The 15,088-nt window shown below is 36.3% G+C and carries 15 protein-coding genes and 2 pseudogenes; 9 read left to right on the top strand and 8 right to left on the bottom strand.

Going from position 1 to position 15,088, the window contains the following annotated elements:
- Nucleotides 1-8 precede the first annotated feature (8 nt).
- The 4 genes and pseudogenes from QWZ06_RS12980 to QWZ06_RS12995 form a co-directional block, all read left to right on the top strand.
- A pseudogene (locus tag QWZ06_RS12980) lies at nt 9-1,234 on the top strand (DPP IV N-terminal domain-containing protein); the annotation flags it as partial.
- A 339-nt stretch (nt 1,235-1,573) separates the two neighbouring features.
- On the top strand, nt 1,574-1,798 hold the full coding sequence (locus QWZ06_RS12985; RefSeq protein ID WP_290301356.1) for a prolyl oligopeptidase family serine peptidase: 225 nt from the start codon (nt 1,574-1,576) through the stop codon (nt 1,796-1,798).
- Nucleotides 1,756-2,178, top strand: coding sequence for an alpha/beta hydrolase family protein (locus QWZ06_RS12990; protein ID WP_290298568.1), 423 nt, complete (start codon nt 1,756-1,758; stop codon nt 2,176-2,178). The genes QWZ06_RS12985 and QWZ06_RS12990 overlap by 43 nt, the downstream gene beginning before the upstream one ends.
- A 243-nt stretch (nt 2,179-2,421) precedes the next feature.
- Nucleotides 2,422-3,027 carry a DNA-3-methyladenine glycosylase gene (locus tag QWZ06_RS12995; protein WP_290298569.1) on the top strand — a complete coding sequence of 202 codons (606 nt, stop codon included), beginning with the start codon at nt 2,422-2,424 and terminating at the stop codon, nt 3,025-3,027.
- 20 nt (nt 3,028-3,047) lie between these two features.
- Here the strand turns inward: QWZ06_RS12995 and mug are convergent, their stop codons facing one another.
- The 8 genes from mug to QWZ06_RS13035 form a co-directional block, all read right to left on the bottom strand.
- On the bottom strand, nt 3,048-3,533 hold the full coding sequence (mug, locus tag QWZ06_RS13000) for a G/U mismatch-specific DNA glycosylase (protein WP_290298570.1): 486 nt from the start codon (nt 3,531-3,533) through the stop codon (nt 3,048-3,050).
- 229 nt (nt 3,534-3,762) lie between these two features.
- Complete coding sequence (locus QWZ06_RS13005; RefSeq protein WP_290298571.1) at nt 3,763-4,464, bottom strand: LytR/AlgR family response regulator transcription factor; 702 nt, start codon at nt 4,462-4,464, stop codon at nt 3,763-3,765.
- Nucleotides 4,445-5,518 (bottom strand): sensor histidine kinase, encoded by a 1,074-nt coding sequence (locus tag QWZ06_RS13010; protein WP_290298573.1) that lies wholly within the window; start codon nt 5,516-5,518, stop codon nt 4,445-4,447. The genes QWZ06_RS13005 and QWZ06_RS13010 overlap by 20 nt, the downstream gene beginning before the upstream one ends.
- Before the next feature lie 118 nt (nt 5,519-5,636).
- Nucleotides 5,637-6,023: a DoxX family protein gene (locus QWZ06_RS13015; protein WP_290298575.1), complete on the bottom strand. Its 387-nt coding sequence runs from the start codon at nt 6,021-6,023 to the stop codon at nt 5,637-5,639.
- A gap of 121 nt (nt 6,024-6,144) precedes the next feature.
- A complete protein-coding gene (locus QWZ06_RS13020; protein ID WP_290298577.1) occupies nt 6,145-8,055 on the bottom strand; it encodes an enoyl-CoA hydratase-related protein in 1,911 nt (636 codons plus the stop codon).
- 750 nt (nt 8,056-8,805) lie between these two features.
- Nucleotides 8,806-9,309, bottom strand: a complete 504-nt coding sequence (locus QWZ06_RS13025; RefSeq protein ID WP_290298579.1) for a TlpA family protein disulfide reductase — start codon at nt 9,307-9,309, stop codon at nt 8,806-8,808.
- Nucleotide 9,310: 1 nt separating this feature from the next.
- Nucleotides 9,311-9,739: a rhodanese-like domain-containing protein gene (locus tag QWZ06_RS13030; RefSeq protein WP_290298580.1), complete on the bottom strand. Its 429-nt coding sequence runs from the start codon at nt 9,737-9,739 to the stop codon at nt 9,311-9,313.
- 73 nt (nt 9,740-9,812) lie between these two features.
- A complete protein-coding gene (locus tag QWZ06_RS13035; RefSeq protein ID WP_290298582.1) occupies nt 9,813-10,088 on the bottom strand; it encodes a hypothetical protein in 276 nt (91 codons plus the stop codon).
- A gap of 125 nt (nt 10,089-10,213) precedes the next feature.
- Between QWZ06_RS13035 and QWZ06_RS13040 the strand changes: the two genes are divergently transcribed.
- The 5 genes and pseudogenes from QWZ06_RS13040 to QWZ06_RS13060 all read left to right on the top strand — a co-directional run bounded on the left by QWZ06_RS13040 (nt 10,214) and on the right by QWZ06_RS13060 (nt 15,068).
- Nucleotides 10,214-11,320, top strand: a complete 1,107-nt coding sequence (locus QWZ06_RS13040) for a hypothetical protein (RefSeq protein ID WP_290298585.1) — start codon at nt 10,214-10,216, stop codon at nt 11,318-11,320.
- Between the two features lie 129 nt (nt 11,321-11,449).
- Entirely contained in the window at nt 11,450-12,439 is a 990-nt protein-coding gene (locus QWZ06_RS13045) for an FAD-binding dehydrogenase (protein ID WP_290298587.1), read from the top strand.
- Nucleotides 12,370-13,128 (top strand): FAD-binding protein, encoded by a 759-nt coding sequence (locus QWZ06_RS13050; protein ID WP_290298589.1) that lies wholly within the window; start codon nt 12,370-12,372, stop codon nt 13,126-13,128. Before QWZ06_RS13045 ends, QWZ06_RS13050 begins: the two co-directional genes overlap by 70 nt.
- Nucleotides 13,129-13,137: 9 nt before the next feature.
- Nucleotides 13,138-13,939: pseudogene (locus tag QWZ06_RS13055) on the top strand (SDR family oxidoreductase).
- 205 nt (nt 13,940-14,144) lie between these two features.
- Complete coding sequence (locus QWZ06_RS13060; protein ID WP_353959965.1) at nt 14,145-15,068, top strand: alpha/beta hydrolase; 924 nt, start codon at nt 14,145-14,147, stop codon at nt 15,066-15,068.
- Nucleotides 15,069-15,088 lie beyond the last annotated feature (20 nt).

Below are 15,088 nucleotides of genomic sequence, written 5' to 3' on the forward strand. Positions count from 1 at the left end.
ATACAAACATGAAGAATATAAAGAAAATAACGGCTATTGCCTTATACTTTTTGTGCCTGTCGCCATTGGCCGCTCAAAAAACACAATGGACTCCTGACGGCAATGCTTACTACTCATTTACTAAGAATGGTGTCGGGATTATTGATGTCCTGAATCCTGGAAAAGATCAGGCTTTTTTAAGTAATAATGAATTGATTCCTGCCGGAAGCTCTACTGCTTTAGAAGTACAAAGCTTTCAGGTTTCACCGGATGAGAAAAGTTTATTGCTTTTTACCAATACCCAGAAAGTATGGCGTGACAATACACGAGGAGATTATTGGATCTTTGATAAGAACACTAAAAAGCTTACTCAGCTCGGGAAAGGCCTTCCCACTGCATCATTAATGTTTGCCAAATTCTCTCCTGATGGCAAAAAAGTGGCTTATGTATCGAAGCATAATATGTATATTGAAGATCTTTCCAGCCATGAACTGACAAAGATTACTTCCGATGGTACAGATGGGATGATTAATGGTACTTTCGACTGGGCATATGAAGAAGAATTCGGGACTCAGGATGGCTTCAGATGGTCTCCTGACGGAAGTAAATTGCTTACTGGAAGCTGGATGCGCGAGGTACAAAAAATTTCCTGATGATCAATAATACAGACAGTCTGTATTCATTTACGATTCCTGTAGAATATCCGAAAGTAGGTGAAAATCCTTCGGGATGCAGTATATGGTTCTATGATCTTGCATCAAAATCTTCTAAAAAAGCAGATATAGCGGGTGATGCAATACAACATTATATTCCCAGAATGGAATGGGTATTGGATTCTAAATCTATTATTTTGCAGCAATTGAACAGGAAACAGAATCAAAGTAAAATTATTGTTGCGGATGCTCAGTCTGGAAGCAGCAAAACCATTTATACAGAAACAGATAATGCATGGATTGATATCAAATCCCGTTGGAATGAGAATGACCCAAGTGGTTGGGACTGGATCAATAATGGGAAAGAGTTTTTGTGGCTGTCCGAAAAAGACGGCTGGAGGCATATTTATAAAATAGATATGAATGGTAATGAAACATTGATTACAAAAGATGCTTTTGATGTTATAAAGCCCGAGTTTTTTGATGTTCCCAATAAGCAAATCTACTTTTTAGCCTCGCCTAATAATGCAACTCAGAAGTATCTGTATAAAGTAAGTATGCAGGGCGGAAAGGCTCAAAGAATAACTCCTGATACCTATTCCGGATCCAATCAATACATGATCTCTCCCAACGGGAAAATTGCCATGTTTAATAACAGCAGTGTAAGTTCGCGTTCAGCAGGTGCTGTGGTATCATTGCCTGAACATAAAGAGCTTGTAGCTGCTAAGAGTAGTTCAAAAACTGATCCGGCAAGATCTAAAGCTGAGTTTTTCCAGATAGCAACACAGGATGGAGCAACCTTAGATGGATGGGTCGTAAAACCTAAAAATTTTGATCCTAACAAAAAATATCCGATTGTTTTCATGGTGTATGGTGAACCTGGTTCACAGACGGTAACAGATAATTTCTATACAGGCAGAAACGGTTTATATATTGGCGATATGGCTCAGGATGGTTATCTGTACGTTTCCCTTGAAAACCGTGGAACACCAGCTCCTAAAGGACGTGAATGGAGAAAATCTATCTACCGTAAAATAGGACAACTTAACATTCGTGATCAGGCTATGGGAGCGAAGGCTCTGTTTGCAAAATGGCCGTATGTGGATACCTCCAGAGTGGCTGTATGGGGCTGGAGCGGTGGTGGTTCTTCCACATTAAATCTTTAGGACAATACCCCGATATTTACCAGACCGGAATTGCCATTGCTCCGGTGGCTAACCAATTATTCTATGATAACATCTATCAGGAACGTTATATGGGGCTTCCACAGGAAAACAGAGAAGATTTTGTAAATGGCTCTCCGTTGGCTTATGCTAAAAACCTGAAAGGAAATCTTTTATTGGTTCACGGAACAGGTGATGATAATGTACATTACCAAAATACAGAAGTTTATATTAATGAACTGGTAAAATACAACAAACAGTTTCAGTTGATGTCTTATCCTAACAGAACTCACTCTATCAGTGAAGGAGAAGGAACATCATTGCATTTAGCCACCATGTTTACCAAATATTTGAAAGAACATTGTCCTCCGGGAGGAAGATAAGTTATGCAATAGGAGTCTCACAGGAATGTGGGGCTTTTTTTTGAGTAAGGAAGTTGGAGGCTGGAAGATGGAAGTACTTGAAGTGAGAAAGCAATATCATTTCTTTTTATTACTTTTAAGAAGAAGTTAAAAATGTGATTCAGAGGTTATATACGAAATAGTAACTTCCAGCTTCCCTCTCCCATCTTCCAGCCTCTCATTTAACAAATTATCACTAAATTTGATTACCTATAACACTATCAATTGAAACTACCACTCACCTATTATTCCAATCAGGATGTTCTTTTTCTGGCTCAGGATCTTCTGGGAAAAGTACTTTTTACCAAAATTGATGGCGAAATAACTGCTGGAATCATTGTAGAAACGGAAGCGTACAGGGGAATCTCAGACAAAGCATCTCATGCTTATGGGGGCAGACGTACAGATCGTACAGAAACTTTATACAGCCATGGTGGCGTTTCATATGTTTACTTATGTTATGGAATCCATCACCTTTTTAATGTAGTGACTTCTGTGGTGGATGAGCCTCATGCCGTCTTGGTGAGAGCGATTGAACCTTTAATCGGAAGTGAAATTATGGAACACAGGAGAAACATGCCGGCTTCCAAAGCTGCAATCTCTTCTGGGCCCGGATCTGCTGCGAAAGCTTTGGGAATTGATCGTTCCTTTAATAAAAAAGATCTGCAGGGACATGAAATCTGGATTGAAGATCATGGAATTCGTTATACTTCTGATGATATTATTGCCGGATCTCGCATAGGAGTTGCTTATGCACAAGAAGATGCATTGTTACCATGGCGTTTTTTTGTAAAAGGAAATAAATACGTGAGTAAACCGAATACACTATAGAGGTTACAATGGATGAATGGTCAAATAAAGTTCTTTATAATAAACAACAAGATCATCCAGAGAAATCCCCGGTTTAAACCACTGGGATTAGGCAACACCCAAACTTGTACCCCGCAAAAGTCTTCTGGCTGTAAACCCCATTGAATTTCTTTCTTTTTAGAAAAGGCTTTATAGGCAGCCTTACCAAGAAAAGCCACATATTTAGGCTGAAATTCTGTTATTTTGGCTTTAAAAGACTCAAGAGCATCATCAAACTCTTCTTTTGAAAGTTCATCAGCCCGGGACGTTGCTCGTGCAACCGCTGTTGTTAAGCCGCATTTGAAGTCTAAAATAACAGTATCATTTACAGCATCAATTTCATAAGGAGTAAATCCGGATTGATGGAGGACTTTCCAGAAACGATTGCTCCGCCCTGAAAAGTGATGGCCATCATTTGATGATTTTAGACCTGGATTAATTCCACAAAAAATAACATCGAGATTAGAAGTAATGATATCTGTTAACATAATTGAATATATCCATTTTATTTTTACAGCTTAAAGGTATCAAATATTCTTGCTATTCAGACTTAGATTGAAAATGAAATAAGTCTTCCCTAAAATATTGATTGTATTCCTCTGTAAATAAGGCCGGTGATTTCGAATTGAAGAACTAAGCATTCCCTTCTCCTGTAGGGGTATCAAAAATTATTTGAATTTTGAAGCGGTGGTCAAATACAATACTCCATCACAGGCATTATAAATCAATAAACGGCTTATAAGTTCGGCCAATAGGAAGCCTTTTCCCTTTAACCTGTACAATGGTTGCTGATTTCACCTCTATCTTAGGTTTGGAAATAATATAAGACTTATGGATACGGGTAAATATACTTGGATTGAGACTGGCTTCTATCTTACTGATTGGCATTTTAAAGGTAAAAGTATCCGTTTTGGTGTGAATGTGAATGTATTCCCTTAAACTTTCAATATAAAATATATCCTGAAGAATAATCTTTACCTGTTTTTTACCACTATGAATAAAGATGTAATCTCGTTCCGCAATTTCCAATAAAGCATCTTCAGCTTCCATTAGATACTTGAATTTCCCAACAGCATTCACAAAGCGGTCATAAGGAATAGGTTTAAGCAAATAATCTGTAATATCCAGTTCATAGCCTTCTAAAGCATATTGATGATAGGCAGTAGTTACTATAACCAATGGCGGATTCTTTAGCTTTTTTAAAAAATCAAAGCCCTTTATTACGGGAAGATGCAGATCTAAAAACATAAGATCTACTTGATGAAGCCCCAAAAGACTGATTGCATGAACAGCATCAGCACATTTGCCTATAAGGTTCAGTTCAGGATCCCGGGATATAAAAGTTTCGAGAATTTCTGCGGCGATCGGTTCGTCTTCTACAATAATGCAGTTGTACTTTTTAAGAGCTTGATGTATCATTGAAATCAATGTTGAGTTGTACAATATATCTGTCGCTTTTATCTTCTACAGTCAATGTATGGTTAGGATAAAGCAGTTCAAGCTGTCGGCGGATATTTTTCAGTCCTATTTTCGTGGAATGAATTTGAGTTTTTTCTTCCTTTGAATTTTCAATACGATACATGAGGATACTATTTCTTAATTCGATATCAATAGAGATGAAAGATTCGCCCAAACTTTCGGAAACACCATGTTTGAAAGCATTTTCAACAAATTGAATAAGAATAAGAGGTGAAATTTCCAGAGAAGGATCATCTATATTTTCCTGTAAACTGACATTCAGATGATGGTAACGTATTTTTTGAATTTGGATAAAATCCTTTATATTTTCAATATCTTTTTCTATGGAAATATTCTTTTCTGCAGCATCACAAATATTGTAGCGCATAATTTTTGAAAGCTTTAGAATTACATCAGGAGTTTCATCCGCTTTTTTAAGAGCCATTCCGTAGATATTGTTTAAGGTATTAAACAGAAAATGAGGATTAATTTGTGCTTTTAGCATGGTAAGCTCCTGATCCAGCTTTTCAGATTTTAATAGGGAAATTTGCTCTTTCAAAAGATTTTTCTGTCTTGTAATTTCAACCCCGAAAATAAGTCCTACCATAAAAATAAGATCCATAAAGGAATTGAAGGCTACTAAACCATTAATGTATCCCGATGGCTGCTTATTATCTAACATTTCTGTAACTCCATAGATATAAGGGTAAATGATATAATGAGTAAAAAATCGATGCCCTAAAACCGCAACAATAATAATGAAAATAGAAATCAAGTATCTGAAAATCTTCTTGATGGATATTTTTTCATAGATATACAATAAGGAATAGGCTAACGGAATTTTAACCAGAAGATAGCCTAGTTCCAGAATAAGAGTATTCTGAAGCCGTATTTGCCATTTGAAATTAGGAAACTGATACCGAGACCAATAAAAATCAAGATAAGCTTCCAGTATAAAGTACAATACCCAAAAAAGGGAATGAGTCTGTAATTTGGATTTTCTATTTGATCTCAAGCTTGTTATGATTTAAAAATACAAATTAATACTGTTTAGTCAAATATAAAAATATAAAGGCTATAAAAACTATTCTTTTATCTACAAACGGCTTTTAATTAAGATCTATTAGTAAAGATTATTGACTTCTTTTTCGTAAATGAACTTCAGGAATCATGAGATTCAGAAAACAAAAAATAAGCAAAATATTAAATTCAATACCATTGGTGCCTCCTCCTACAACAAACCAGCCATTATCCCAGTGAACGTAATAGATTCCAAAAACAAAGATCAGGATATTGCAAATGGCAACAGGCCTGATATAATGATCAAACCAAAGTGCCGGAACTGAAAAAAGATGAATAAGTTTAATTCCCCAGGCCAAATAAAGACCTATGGGACTAAACCCTATTACATTCAGATAATGAAGCCCAAAATCATTGACATCACCACTGAAGATAGAAACTACACTATGCATCAGTAAAATGACTGATAGCGCAACGCGAAGGAAGAAATTCTTTTTCATGAAACCAAAAGTAGACATCAGAACTATAGAGTGTGTTCTGATGTCTATTAATAGCTCTTAAGTATATATAAAAACATCTTTATCATTCATGACAAAGATGTTAACTAATGAAATATAACTTCTATATCCCTCTAAAATAAGGAACTCGCTTTTCAATAAAAGCGACAATACCTTCTTTATGATCTTCAGTTTTGATAAGTTCGTTAAATAAACATGCTTCCTGTTTCAAACCATCAGCAATGCATAGCTCCAATCCTTTGTCTAGTGATTGCTTCGCTTTTGTAATTGCAGAAGGGCCTCTGGATGCAATTGTATTGGCTAATTTTAAAGCCTCATTCATTAATTCCTCTTGGGGTACAATCTGATTCACAAATCCAAATTCTTTACAAGTTTGTGCAGGGTAAAGTTCTCCAGAGAAAATCATTTCTTTTGCTTTATATAGGCCAATGGCTTTAGGTAAGCGGAGAGTACCTCCTAAACAGGGTACAATACCAAACATAGCTTCTGGTAATCCAAACTTTGCTTTTTCGCTGGCCAAAATTATATCACAAGATAACGCCAATTCACACCCTCCTCCTATGGCAACTCCATTTACCGCTGCAATGACAGGAAAATGTAACATTCCTATTGCATTGATTGCTGCTTGTGCCGCTTCACCGAAATCTTTTTTTTCCTCCGATGTCATTTCTTGCATTGCCTTGAGGTCTGCGCCTGAAACAAATGCTTTTTCTCCTACTCCTGTAATAATCAATACGCGAATTTCTTTATTTCTTTTGATTTGCTCGGCAAAGGACTTTAATTCATTTAAAACTTGTTTATTGATACTATTTAAAACTTGAGGACGATTTATGGTTAGAATACCAATATGCCCTTCTTGTCTGTATAATAAATTGGTAAAGTTCATGATCTGATTTTTTAGATTAAAAATATCCTGATCATCTTTGGTATTTACCTTGAATTGTGTAGCTGGATAATCCACCATAGAATGTTTGAGATCTAATAAAGACCACCACCATGATATGGAAGAAATTTCTTTCGGCGGGTTTATATACTGTTTACAATTCCTTGTGATTGTAAAGTCACGCCCTTTTTGGTCATTAGCTACTTTATATCGTTTATTGGTACTGCAAAAAATAAGATTTCCTGAGATAACATCTTCCAAACCTTTAAAATATAAAGTTACGGGTTCGTAGATGTATGGAAATTTCTGTTTTAAAGATTGATACAAAAGCAAAATCTGATTACGAAGATCTATGGCTTTAGATATAGCCTGCTCCTCATTAAGATCCGGATAGGTAATAAGGTAAATTTGAATAATGTTATTGTAATATCCGGTATTAGAAGCTTTCTCTTTCTCATAAGAATAGATATCATTATCGAGAAGTGCAGCAAAAGCAATAGATTTGGTTAAAACCTGTATAACAGGATTGTTAGATTCTAGAGTACTTAGTTGTACATTGTTTACACATTGTGCTAAAGCAAACGGGATATCCATTCCGCCGCTGGCTATTCTTAAGGCACAAAAAGTAGTAAGATCCGGATATTTATTTTGAATTTTATATGCATTTTCCCATTGTATCCCGGATGTAAAGGATCCAACAGCTTTCATCAGGTTATTGATTTGAGGGATTTCTGCCCAGGAACTTAATCTGGCTTTAAGATCTAAAAGAGCCTCTACAATGGGGTTTTCAGGCAGGAGCCCAAGGTGAGAAAAATTCTGATAGGAGGGTTCTTCGCAAATGTATTTTAAACCAGTAAAAGAAATGATAAATTCGGGAAGGCTTTTATGAAGAAGAATTTCTTCTCCTACATCATCTAAAAGGCATACCCAAGAGCAAAAATCTGTGATATCTCTCACCTGAAAATTTTTGATATCAGGATAACTGAGTGCCGTAAAATAAGCGCCGGCATTGGCTGCCTGATATCCATTTTCTATGAGTTGGTATTTTTTTAACCAGCCTATTGATTCCTGTAAGGCGGTTTCTGGTTTTTTGATTTCCGACAATGGAAATTCATGAATGATTGTGTTCATAATATTTGAATGATTTAGGTGTTTTTTGTGGAGTATGCTGCCCAAAAATGAGAGCTAATGATTTTCCTGCTACAAATTCATAGAATTCATACCTACAGAAAGAGAGCCGGGAATGTGTTAATAAAATAGTATTAGGTCTATATATATCAGGTCAAGTCTGTGTTTTTGATGCAGGATTATATAATACTTCAATATCAGAACAGGCAGGATGATTGAGATTCAGACTCCGAAAAGGAATCTCTTTAATCATAGAGGGAGTTATTTTAAATTTCATTTTCATTTTGTTGTGGTGTTATCATGTAAATATAATTAATTAAAATTCACATATAGTTATTTATATTTAAATAATATTTATTTTTTTATTGAAATAAATGTATTATCTTTAAATTGTAGTTAACATACTCTACAATTAGATCTTAGTATTATATGAATACTTTTTTACGGGCATCCAACTATTAAGTATTTGTTACAGACATGACATAGAAATTAACATTTAGATTATTCCCTTAATTGTGATTTTTAAAATATAATTATTATTTTTGCAACATTAGATTAAAAGAAATCAGTAAAACCAGACTAAAGAAAACCATCCTTCCTGATCTGAAGTAACCATCTTCCCTCTAAGGCTTCTTCTGATTAGTATTGACGAGTGACAAGTTTATTCAGTATCGATTCTAATACACAAATTCCAACTAAAAAACAAAAGAGTGGCCGTCGTGACCACTCTTTTATAGATGTATTTTTTTACCTTTAATTCTGACTTAAGGTTTTCTTTACAAATTCTTCAAGTTCCTTTTCATGGAGATTTTTAGCGATAATTGTTCCCTCACTATTAATGATTACATTAAAAGGAAGCTCATCAATTTCATAGGCTTTTGCCACAGGACTTTTCCAGAATTTTAAATCACTGATCTGTATCCAGTTAATGTTAAAACGGTCTATGGCTTTCTGCCAGCTGTCTTTATTTTTATCTAAAGAAACACCAATGATTTCAAACTTGTTCGCTTTCACCTGATCCGAATAAGTATCGTATAAAGTTTTCAGTTGAGGTTGTTCTCCTACACATGGAGCACACCAGGTAGCCCAAAAATCAATAAGAACCAGTTTCCCTTTTAGGCTTGAAAGCGAAAATGAGGTTCCATCTGCTCTAGACATGGTAATCTCCGGAGCCTTCTTCCCTACTTCAATTTTGTTTTGAGCCAATGAATATCCTGAAAACAGGATTGAAAATATTATTATAAAACCGGTTTTCATATTAATCATTTGTAGGATAATCTTTATCTAGCCAGTCCGTTTTGATATTTTTAGGAAGATTTAAAAGCTTTGCATTTTTGAATCCCAGTTCCATTAATAAGTTAAATGCAGGTCGAATGTTTGGACACTTTACAAAAGGACAACATCCACAGTAGATCACAATTTCTTTATTTTTTGGAATGTCTTTAAGATAATTTCTTAATTTTTCCAGATTCTCAGGCTCATGAGTGGGACCTATATCTACAGACCCTTTTATAATCGCCTCTGGCCCTACGGAAATAATCAATATATCCTTAGTCTTGTGCTTTACTATTCTGGATGCCAATAATGCCGGATCCATCAGTTGGCTCTCTTTCCATGGATCTTGTGTTTGTTGTGCCTGGCTGAAAATGGAACAGACAAAACACATCATCATAAATAAATACTTCATGCTTCTATTTTTCACAAATATAAATGATTTGCTTAATTTTAAAGAGGTTTTTGAAGGTGTTCTTTTGCTTTTATTAAGTGATTTTATTCTTTTTAGGAGTAATATGAACTACATTGGCCGCTCCCGGTTCTATAATCAGTTGGGTTCCCAATCCCCTTTCTTGTTCACGTCCCTGGATGGCAGAACCTGTTGCTAGTGTCAATTTTCCTTTAAAAACCGGATGTGGTGGAATTAATGATATTTCAATTTCCTCCTCTTCAAGCTGTATAACAATGGAAGTTGCATCAATACGATGACGGGTTCCATCTTTAGCTATTGCAAATACCGGATAAGGTTTAGTTTCTTCCATGTAATATGATTTTTAGCAAAGATAAAATTTCAAATGAATCCACTTTTTGTATTTTAGTAGTGAAAAATGAATAACAGTCAATAATTGACGGTAATTTCAATAATTTTAAAGTATTCTTTCATTCTATGAAAATCAATCCTCCAGATCATTGGGTAAATTTTATAAAGGTTTTTACTAACAAGTTCAAAGATGACATTGTTTATGATGTAGTACGTGTTTTCAGAACCGAAGAAGAGATTCAGGAACGCTATGATACTTATGGGTTTGAAGAATTTCTTCCGGGATATATTCCTGTAGTGGATGATTCCGGTGGGCAGGTTGCTGTCATATCGAAAGATGGCAGTAATACAAAAGTATATCTAAGTTCATATGGAACACTGCAGGAACAGTATTTTGAAGTTTTAGATCGTGACCTATTCCACTGGATGCAGAGGAAATTTCCTTTTGATAGAGAGCAAAAGACAATATCAGCTGCAGAAATTAAGAAAAGAGAAGAACACAATACTTTATGGTTTCAAAAGATTTTATCATTTCCTTTCATTATAGAGTTTTTGAAAGTACCAATCAGCATTGAAGGACTTGCGTTACCTGAGAATTTTGCTTCTGCAGAGCATATCTATTATTTTCAGGATGGGTATCACTATAATTCTGTTGAGAATAAAGTTCTGACAGGTGATGCTCTGGGAGAGTTTAAGCCAACCTGGATTGTCTTGGCCTCCAATTATTTTGCAGATCCTTTTTTTGTAGACTTGAATGAAGCTAAAAATGATTTTCCCGTCTATTTTGCTTATCAAGGACAAGGAAATTGGGAACCTCTAAAAGTTGCTGAAAGTTTAAAAACATTTCAGAAAATATTAAATGTAATGCAAAGCTTAAGAACCGATAAAACGAGTTTAATTGATTATTTCGATGAAAATATAGATCTTGAAAACCCTTTCTGGAAGGAAGTATACGCAAGTATTGAAGACGAGAATGAATGTGATTCAGAACCAATAGAACCATATGAATCAATAGGTTCAGAAGCCCATTTGTACATTACCGATATCGGACCTAATAAAATGAAGGTTATTGCATTACTAAAAAAAGAATTCGGTCTCTCCGGAACAGAAGCTCTGGAGCTCAGTAAAAAACCTAAAATATTGTTCAGAACCGGGTATAGTAAATGGCTGGAGTATGACCGTAAGCAACTGGAAGAGCTCGGTGCGAAAGTTGAATTCGTAATCTTGGATTAATAATTATCCAAGATTTTCAGTCTCTGGTATCACAATAATTTCTTATTGTTTTTAAAGGCGTTTTATCTATTTAAAGACAAATATTTTATACATTTATATAAAGTATTGTGAATCAAAAAGACCTTTATCATGGAAGAAACATTCCAGCCTGATGCTATTATTATTGGAACCGGTTTAGCTGGACTTACTGCTGCGATGGAAATCACGGATGTCGGGAAAAAAGTATTGCTTCTGGATCAGGAAACCGAACAAAATATCGGTGGACAGGCTTTCTGGTCATTTGGTGGACTTTTCCTCATTAACTCTCCCCAACAACGAAGAGTGGGGATTAAAGATTCTTATGAACTGGCTTTACAAGATTGGAAAGGAACGGCAGGTTTCGACCGTGAAGAAGATTATTGGCCTCGTAAATGGGCAGAAGCGTATCTGAAATTTGCAGCCGGTGAAAAATATGAATACATTTCTAAACTTGGTATTAAACTAATGTTTATGGTAGGCTGGGCAGAACGTGGTGACGGATCGGCCACCGGCCACGGAAATTCTGTTCCCCGTTTTCATGTAAGTTGGGGAACAGGTACAGGCGTTATAAAACCTTTTGTGAAAAAAGCCTATCAAGCTAAAGAAAAAGGTCTCTTACAAATGAAATTCCGGCATAGAGTAACAGAATTGATCGTTAAAAACGGAAAGATAACAGGTCTGAAAGGTGATATTCTTGAAAATGATGCTCAGGAAAGAGGCGTTGCTACCAACAGAAATATAATCTCACAATTTGAATATTCTGCTAGTCATATTATCATTGCCTCAGGAGGTATAGGAGCCAATCACGAATTGGTAAGGAAAAACTGGCCCGAAAGACTGGGAACTCCTCCGGAAAATATGGTTTGTGGAGTTCCTGCCTATGTAGATGGGAAGATGATTGGTATTGCTGAAAATGCAGGAGCCAATATCATCAACCGTGATCGCATGTGGCATTATACAGAAGGTTTACAAAACTGGAATCCTATCTGGCCTAATCACGGAATTCGAATACTTCCCGGCCCTTCTTCCCTATGGTTGGATGCCAAAGGAAACGCCTCCCTGCTCCATTTCTTCCAGGATTTGATACTCTGGGTACTCTGAAGTATATTCAGGATTCAGGATATTCTTATTCTTGGTTTATTCTGACTCAAAAAATCATCAAAAAAGAATTTGCACTTTCTGGTTCTGAACAGAATCCGGATATTACCAATAAGGATTATATTCTTTTCCTGAAACGAATATTTGGTAAAAAAGCTCCCGGTCCCGTTGAAGCTTTTAAAGAGCATGGTAAAGATTTTATTGTTTCTGACAACCTTAAAGATCTGGTAGAAAAAATGAATCAACTGACAGGCAATCACCTTCTGAATTATGAAAAAATAAAATCTCAGATCGAAGCCAGAGATCGAGAACTGGACAATCAATTTTCAAAAGATACCCAGGTTAATTATATCAGAAGTACCCGAAGCTATTTGGGGGATAAATTGGGGAGAGTGGCAACTCCACATAAGATTCTTTCTCCTGAAAATGGCCCTTTAATTGCAGTTAGGCTGAATATTTTAACCCGAAAGACATTGGGTGGAATAAAAACCAACCTTAACGGACAGGTTTTAAGAGAAGATGATAGCATTATTGAAGGACTTTATGCTGCTGGTGAAGTGGCTGGCTTCGGTGGTGGCGGAATGCACGGATACCGCGCTTTAGAAGGAACATTTCTTGGTGGATGTATTTTCTCAGGAATGAAAGCCGGAAAGTATATTGCCGGATTAAAAAAGGATAATTCAAATCTATAAAGCCACGGAATGAGCAACTATTATAATAACAAAGTCGTTTGGATTACAGGAGCGTCATCAGGAATTGGTGAAGCTTTGGTAAAAGAACTGGCAGAGAATAGCAATGCAAAAGTGATTCTTTCCTCCAGAAACGAGGAACAGTTGTATGAAGTGGCCGAAAGTATTGGACTTACCGTTAATCAATATGCAGTAATTCCTTTGGATCTGAAGAACTATAAAGAAATGCCTACTATCGCAGCTCAAGCTGTAGCAGCCTTTGGGAAATTGATATTCTGATCAATAATGCAGGATTATCCCAACGTTCTCTGGCCATGGAAACAGATATAGAAGTGGATAAGCGTTTAATGGATGTCGATTTTATCGGGACAGTAGCTTTAACGAAAGCTGTAATTCCTTATATGATAAAAAATCAAGGCGGGCAGATTGCGGTAGTTTCAAGTCTTATGGGTGTATTCGGAGCACCAATGCGGAGTGGCTATGCTGCGGCTAAACATGCTCTTCATGGTTTCTTTGATGCTTTACGGGCTGAATTGTATGCTCAACGTATTTCGGTAACGATAATTTGTCCGGGATTTATACAAACCAACATTTCCATTCATGCGGTAACGGGTGATGGCTCAACACAAGGAACGATGGATGATGCCACGAATAACGGTATGCCGGTAGATGTTTCGCTAAAAAAATGCTGAATGCCATTGAAAAAAAGAAAAACCAAAAAGCCATCGGCGGCAAAGAAGTATTGGGGGTTTATCTGAAGAGATTCTTCCCTGCCCTGTTGGCAAAAATCATCCGAAAAGCAAAGGTAGTCTGAAATTTTTTTTATAAAGAATAAATAGTTCGTGAAATTATAGTTTTAATGGCTTGCCTAAAATAATTAGGACTTTATGAAATTGATGCTTCTTCTATCAGTAAAATGTATCCGTTTTAAAGTAATATGTCTACCTGTTTTGAAATAGAGTGCCTGTACATTTGTATCATAAAATAATCACAGTGTTCATCACTAAAAAACAAGTATTATGATTCAATCAGTAACATTTAAAAACCTTAATTGGGACGTAGCAGCAAACCTGTATTTCCCACCTAACTTTGACGAGAATAAAAAATATGCAACCATTATCAGTGCTCATCCGATAGGAAGCTGCAAAGAACAAACCTCCGGAAATGTGTATGGACAGGCATTAGCAGATGCAGGATTTGTAGTATTGGCATTCGATGCTTCATTTCAGGGAGCCAGTGGCGGAGATATCCGTTTCATTGAAGATCCTACATTAAGAGTAGAAGATTTCCGTTGTGCTTGCGATTATCTTGTCACTCTTCCCTATGTAGATGAAAAACGTATTGGAGTATTAGGAATCTGTGGCGGCGGCGGTTATGCAATGAATGCCGCAATGACAGAACGCCGTATCAAAGCTATTGGAAGCGTTACAGGGGTTAACTATGGGAGACTTTGGAGAGAAGCATTTGGAAACTGGAGTCCTATTGAAGCGCTGGAGAAAATTGCAGAGCAACGTACTGCAGAAGTAAGAGGAACAGAACGTCTTATTGGCCAGTTTTTACCGTCATCTGTGGAGGCAGGAAAAGCAGCAGGAATTAAAGATATTGACGTGTTGGAAGCTACAGAGTACTACAAAACTCCTAGAGGTGAAAAACCTCATGGAGCAACAAGTTATTTATATTCCAGAAGCAGTGCCGCAGTGGGTTGGGACGCTTTTCATTTGGCAGAAGTATTATTAAGTCAGCCATTAATGGTTGTAATTGGTGATAAACCCGGAGGTTTTGGAGCTTACAGAGATGGACTGGAAATTATGAGAAGAGCTAGATCTGAGAAAAAAGAGCTTGTTATTGCAGAAGGATGGTCGCATTATGAATTATATGATCAGCCGGAACCCGTAAAAATAGCATTAGACAAATTGATTCCTTTCTATCAGGAAAATCTGTAGCAGAATGCTGGACTTGGTGT

It is taken from the genome of Chryseobacterium tructae (assembly GCF_030409875.1).
GTDB lineage: Bacteria > Bacteroidota > Bacteroidia > Flavobacteriales > Weeksellaceae > Chryseobacterium > Chryseobacterium tructae.

Coding starts and splice junctions, on each gene's coding strand:
- QWZ06_RS12985 (WP_290301356.1), top strand. CDS start 1,574: ATGGCTCAGGATGGTTATCTGTACGTTTCCCTTGAAAACCGTGGAACA.
- QWZ06_RS12990 (WP_290298568.1), top strand. CDS start 1,756: ATGGGGCTGGAGCGGTGGTGGTTCTTCCACATTAAATCTTTAGGACAA.
- mug (WP_290298570.1), bottom strand. CDS start 3,533: ATGTTAACAGATATCATTACTTCTAATCTCGATGTTATTTTTTGTGGA.
- QWZ06_RS13005 (WP_290298571.1), bottom strand. CDS start 4,464: ATGATACATCAAGCTCTTAAAAAGTACAACTGCATTATTGTAGAAGAC.
- QWZ06_RS13015 (WP_290298575.1), bottom strand. CDS start 6,023: ATGAAAAAGAATTTCTTCCTTCGCGTTGCGCTATCAGTCATTTTACTG.
- QWZ06_RS13020 (WP_290298577.1), bottom strand. CDS start 8,055: ATGAACACAATCATTCATGAATTTCCATTGTCGGAAATCAAAAAACCA.
- QWZ06_RS13025 (WP_290298579.1), bottom strand. CDS start 9,309: ATGAAAACCGGTTTTATAATAATATTTTCAATCCTGTTTTCAGGATAT.
- QWZ06_RS13030 (WP_290298580.1), bottom strand. CDS start 9,739: ATGAAGTATTTATTTATGATGATGTGTTTTGTCTGTTCCATTTTCAGC.
- QWZ06_RS13035 (WP_290298582.1), bottom strand. CDS start 10,088: ATGGAAGAAACTAAACCTTATCCGGTATTTGCAATAGCTAAAGATGGA.
- QWZ06_RS13040 (WP_290298585.1), top strand. CDS start 10,214: ATGAAAATCAATCCTCCAGATCATTGGGTAAATTTTATAAAGGTTTTT.
- QWZ06_RS13045 (WP_290298587.1), top strand. CDS start 11,450: ATGGAAGAAACATTCCAGCCTGATGCTATTATTATTGGAACCGGTTTA.
- QWZ06_RS13050 (WP_290298589.1), top strand. CDS start 12,370: ATGGTTGGATGCCAAAGGAAACGCCTCCCTGCTCCATTTCTTCCAGGA.
- QWZ06_RS13060 (WP_353959965.1), top strand. CDS start 14,145: ATGATTCAATCAGTAACATTTAAAAACCTTAATTGGGACGTAGCAGCA.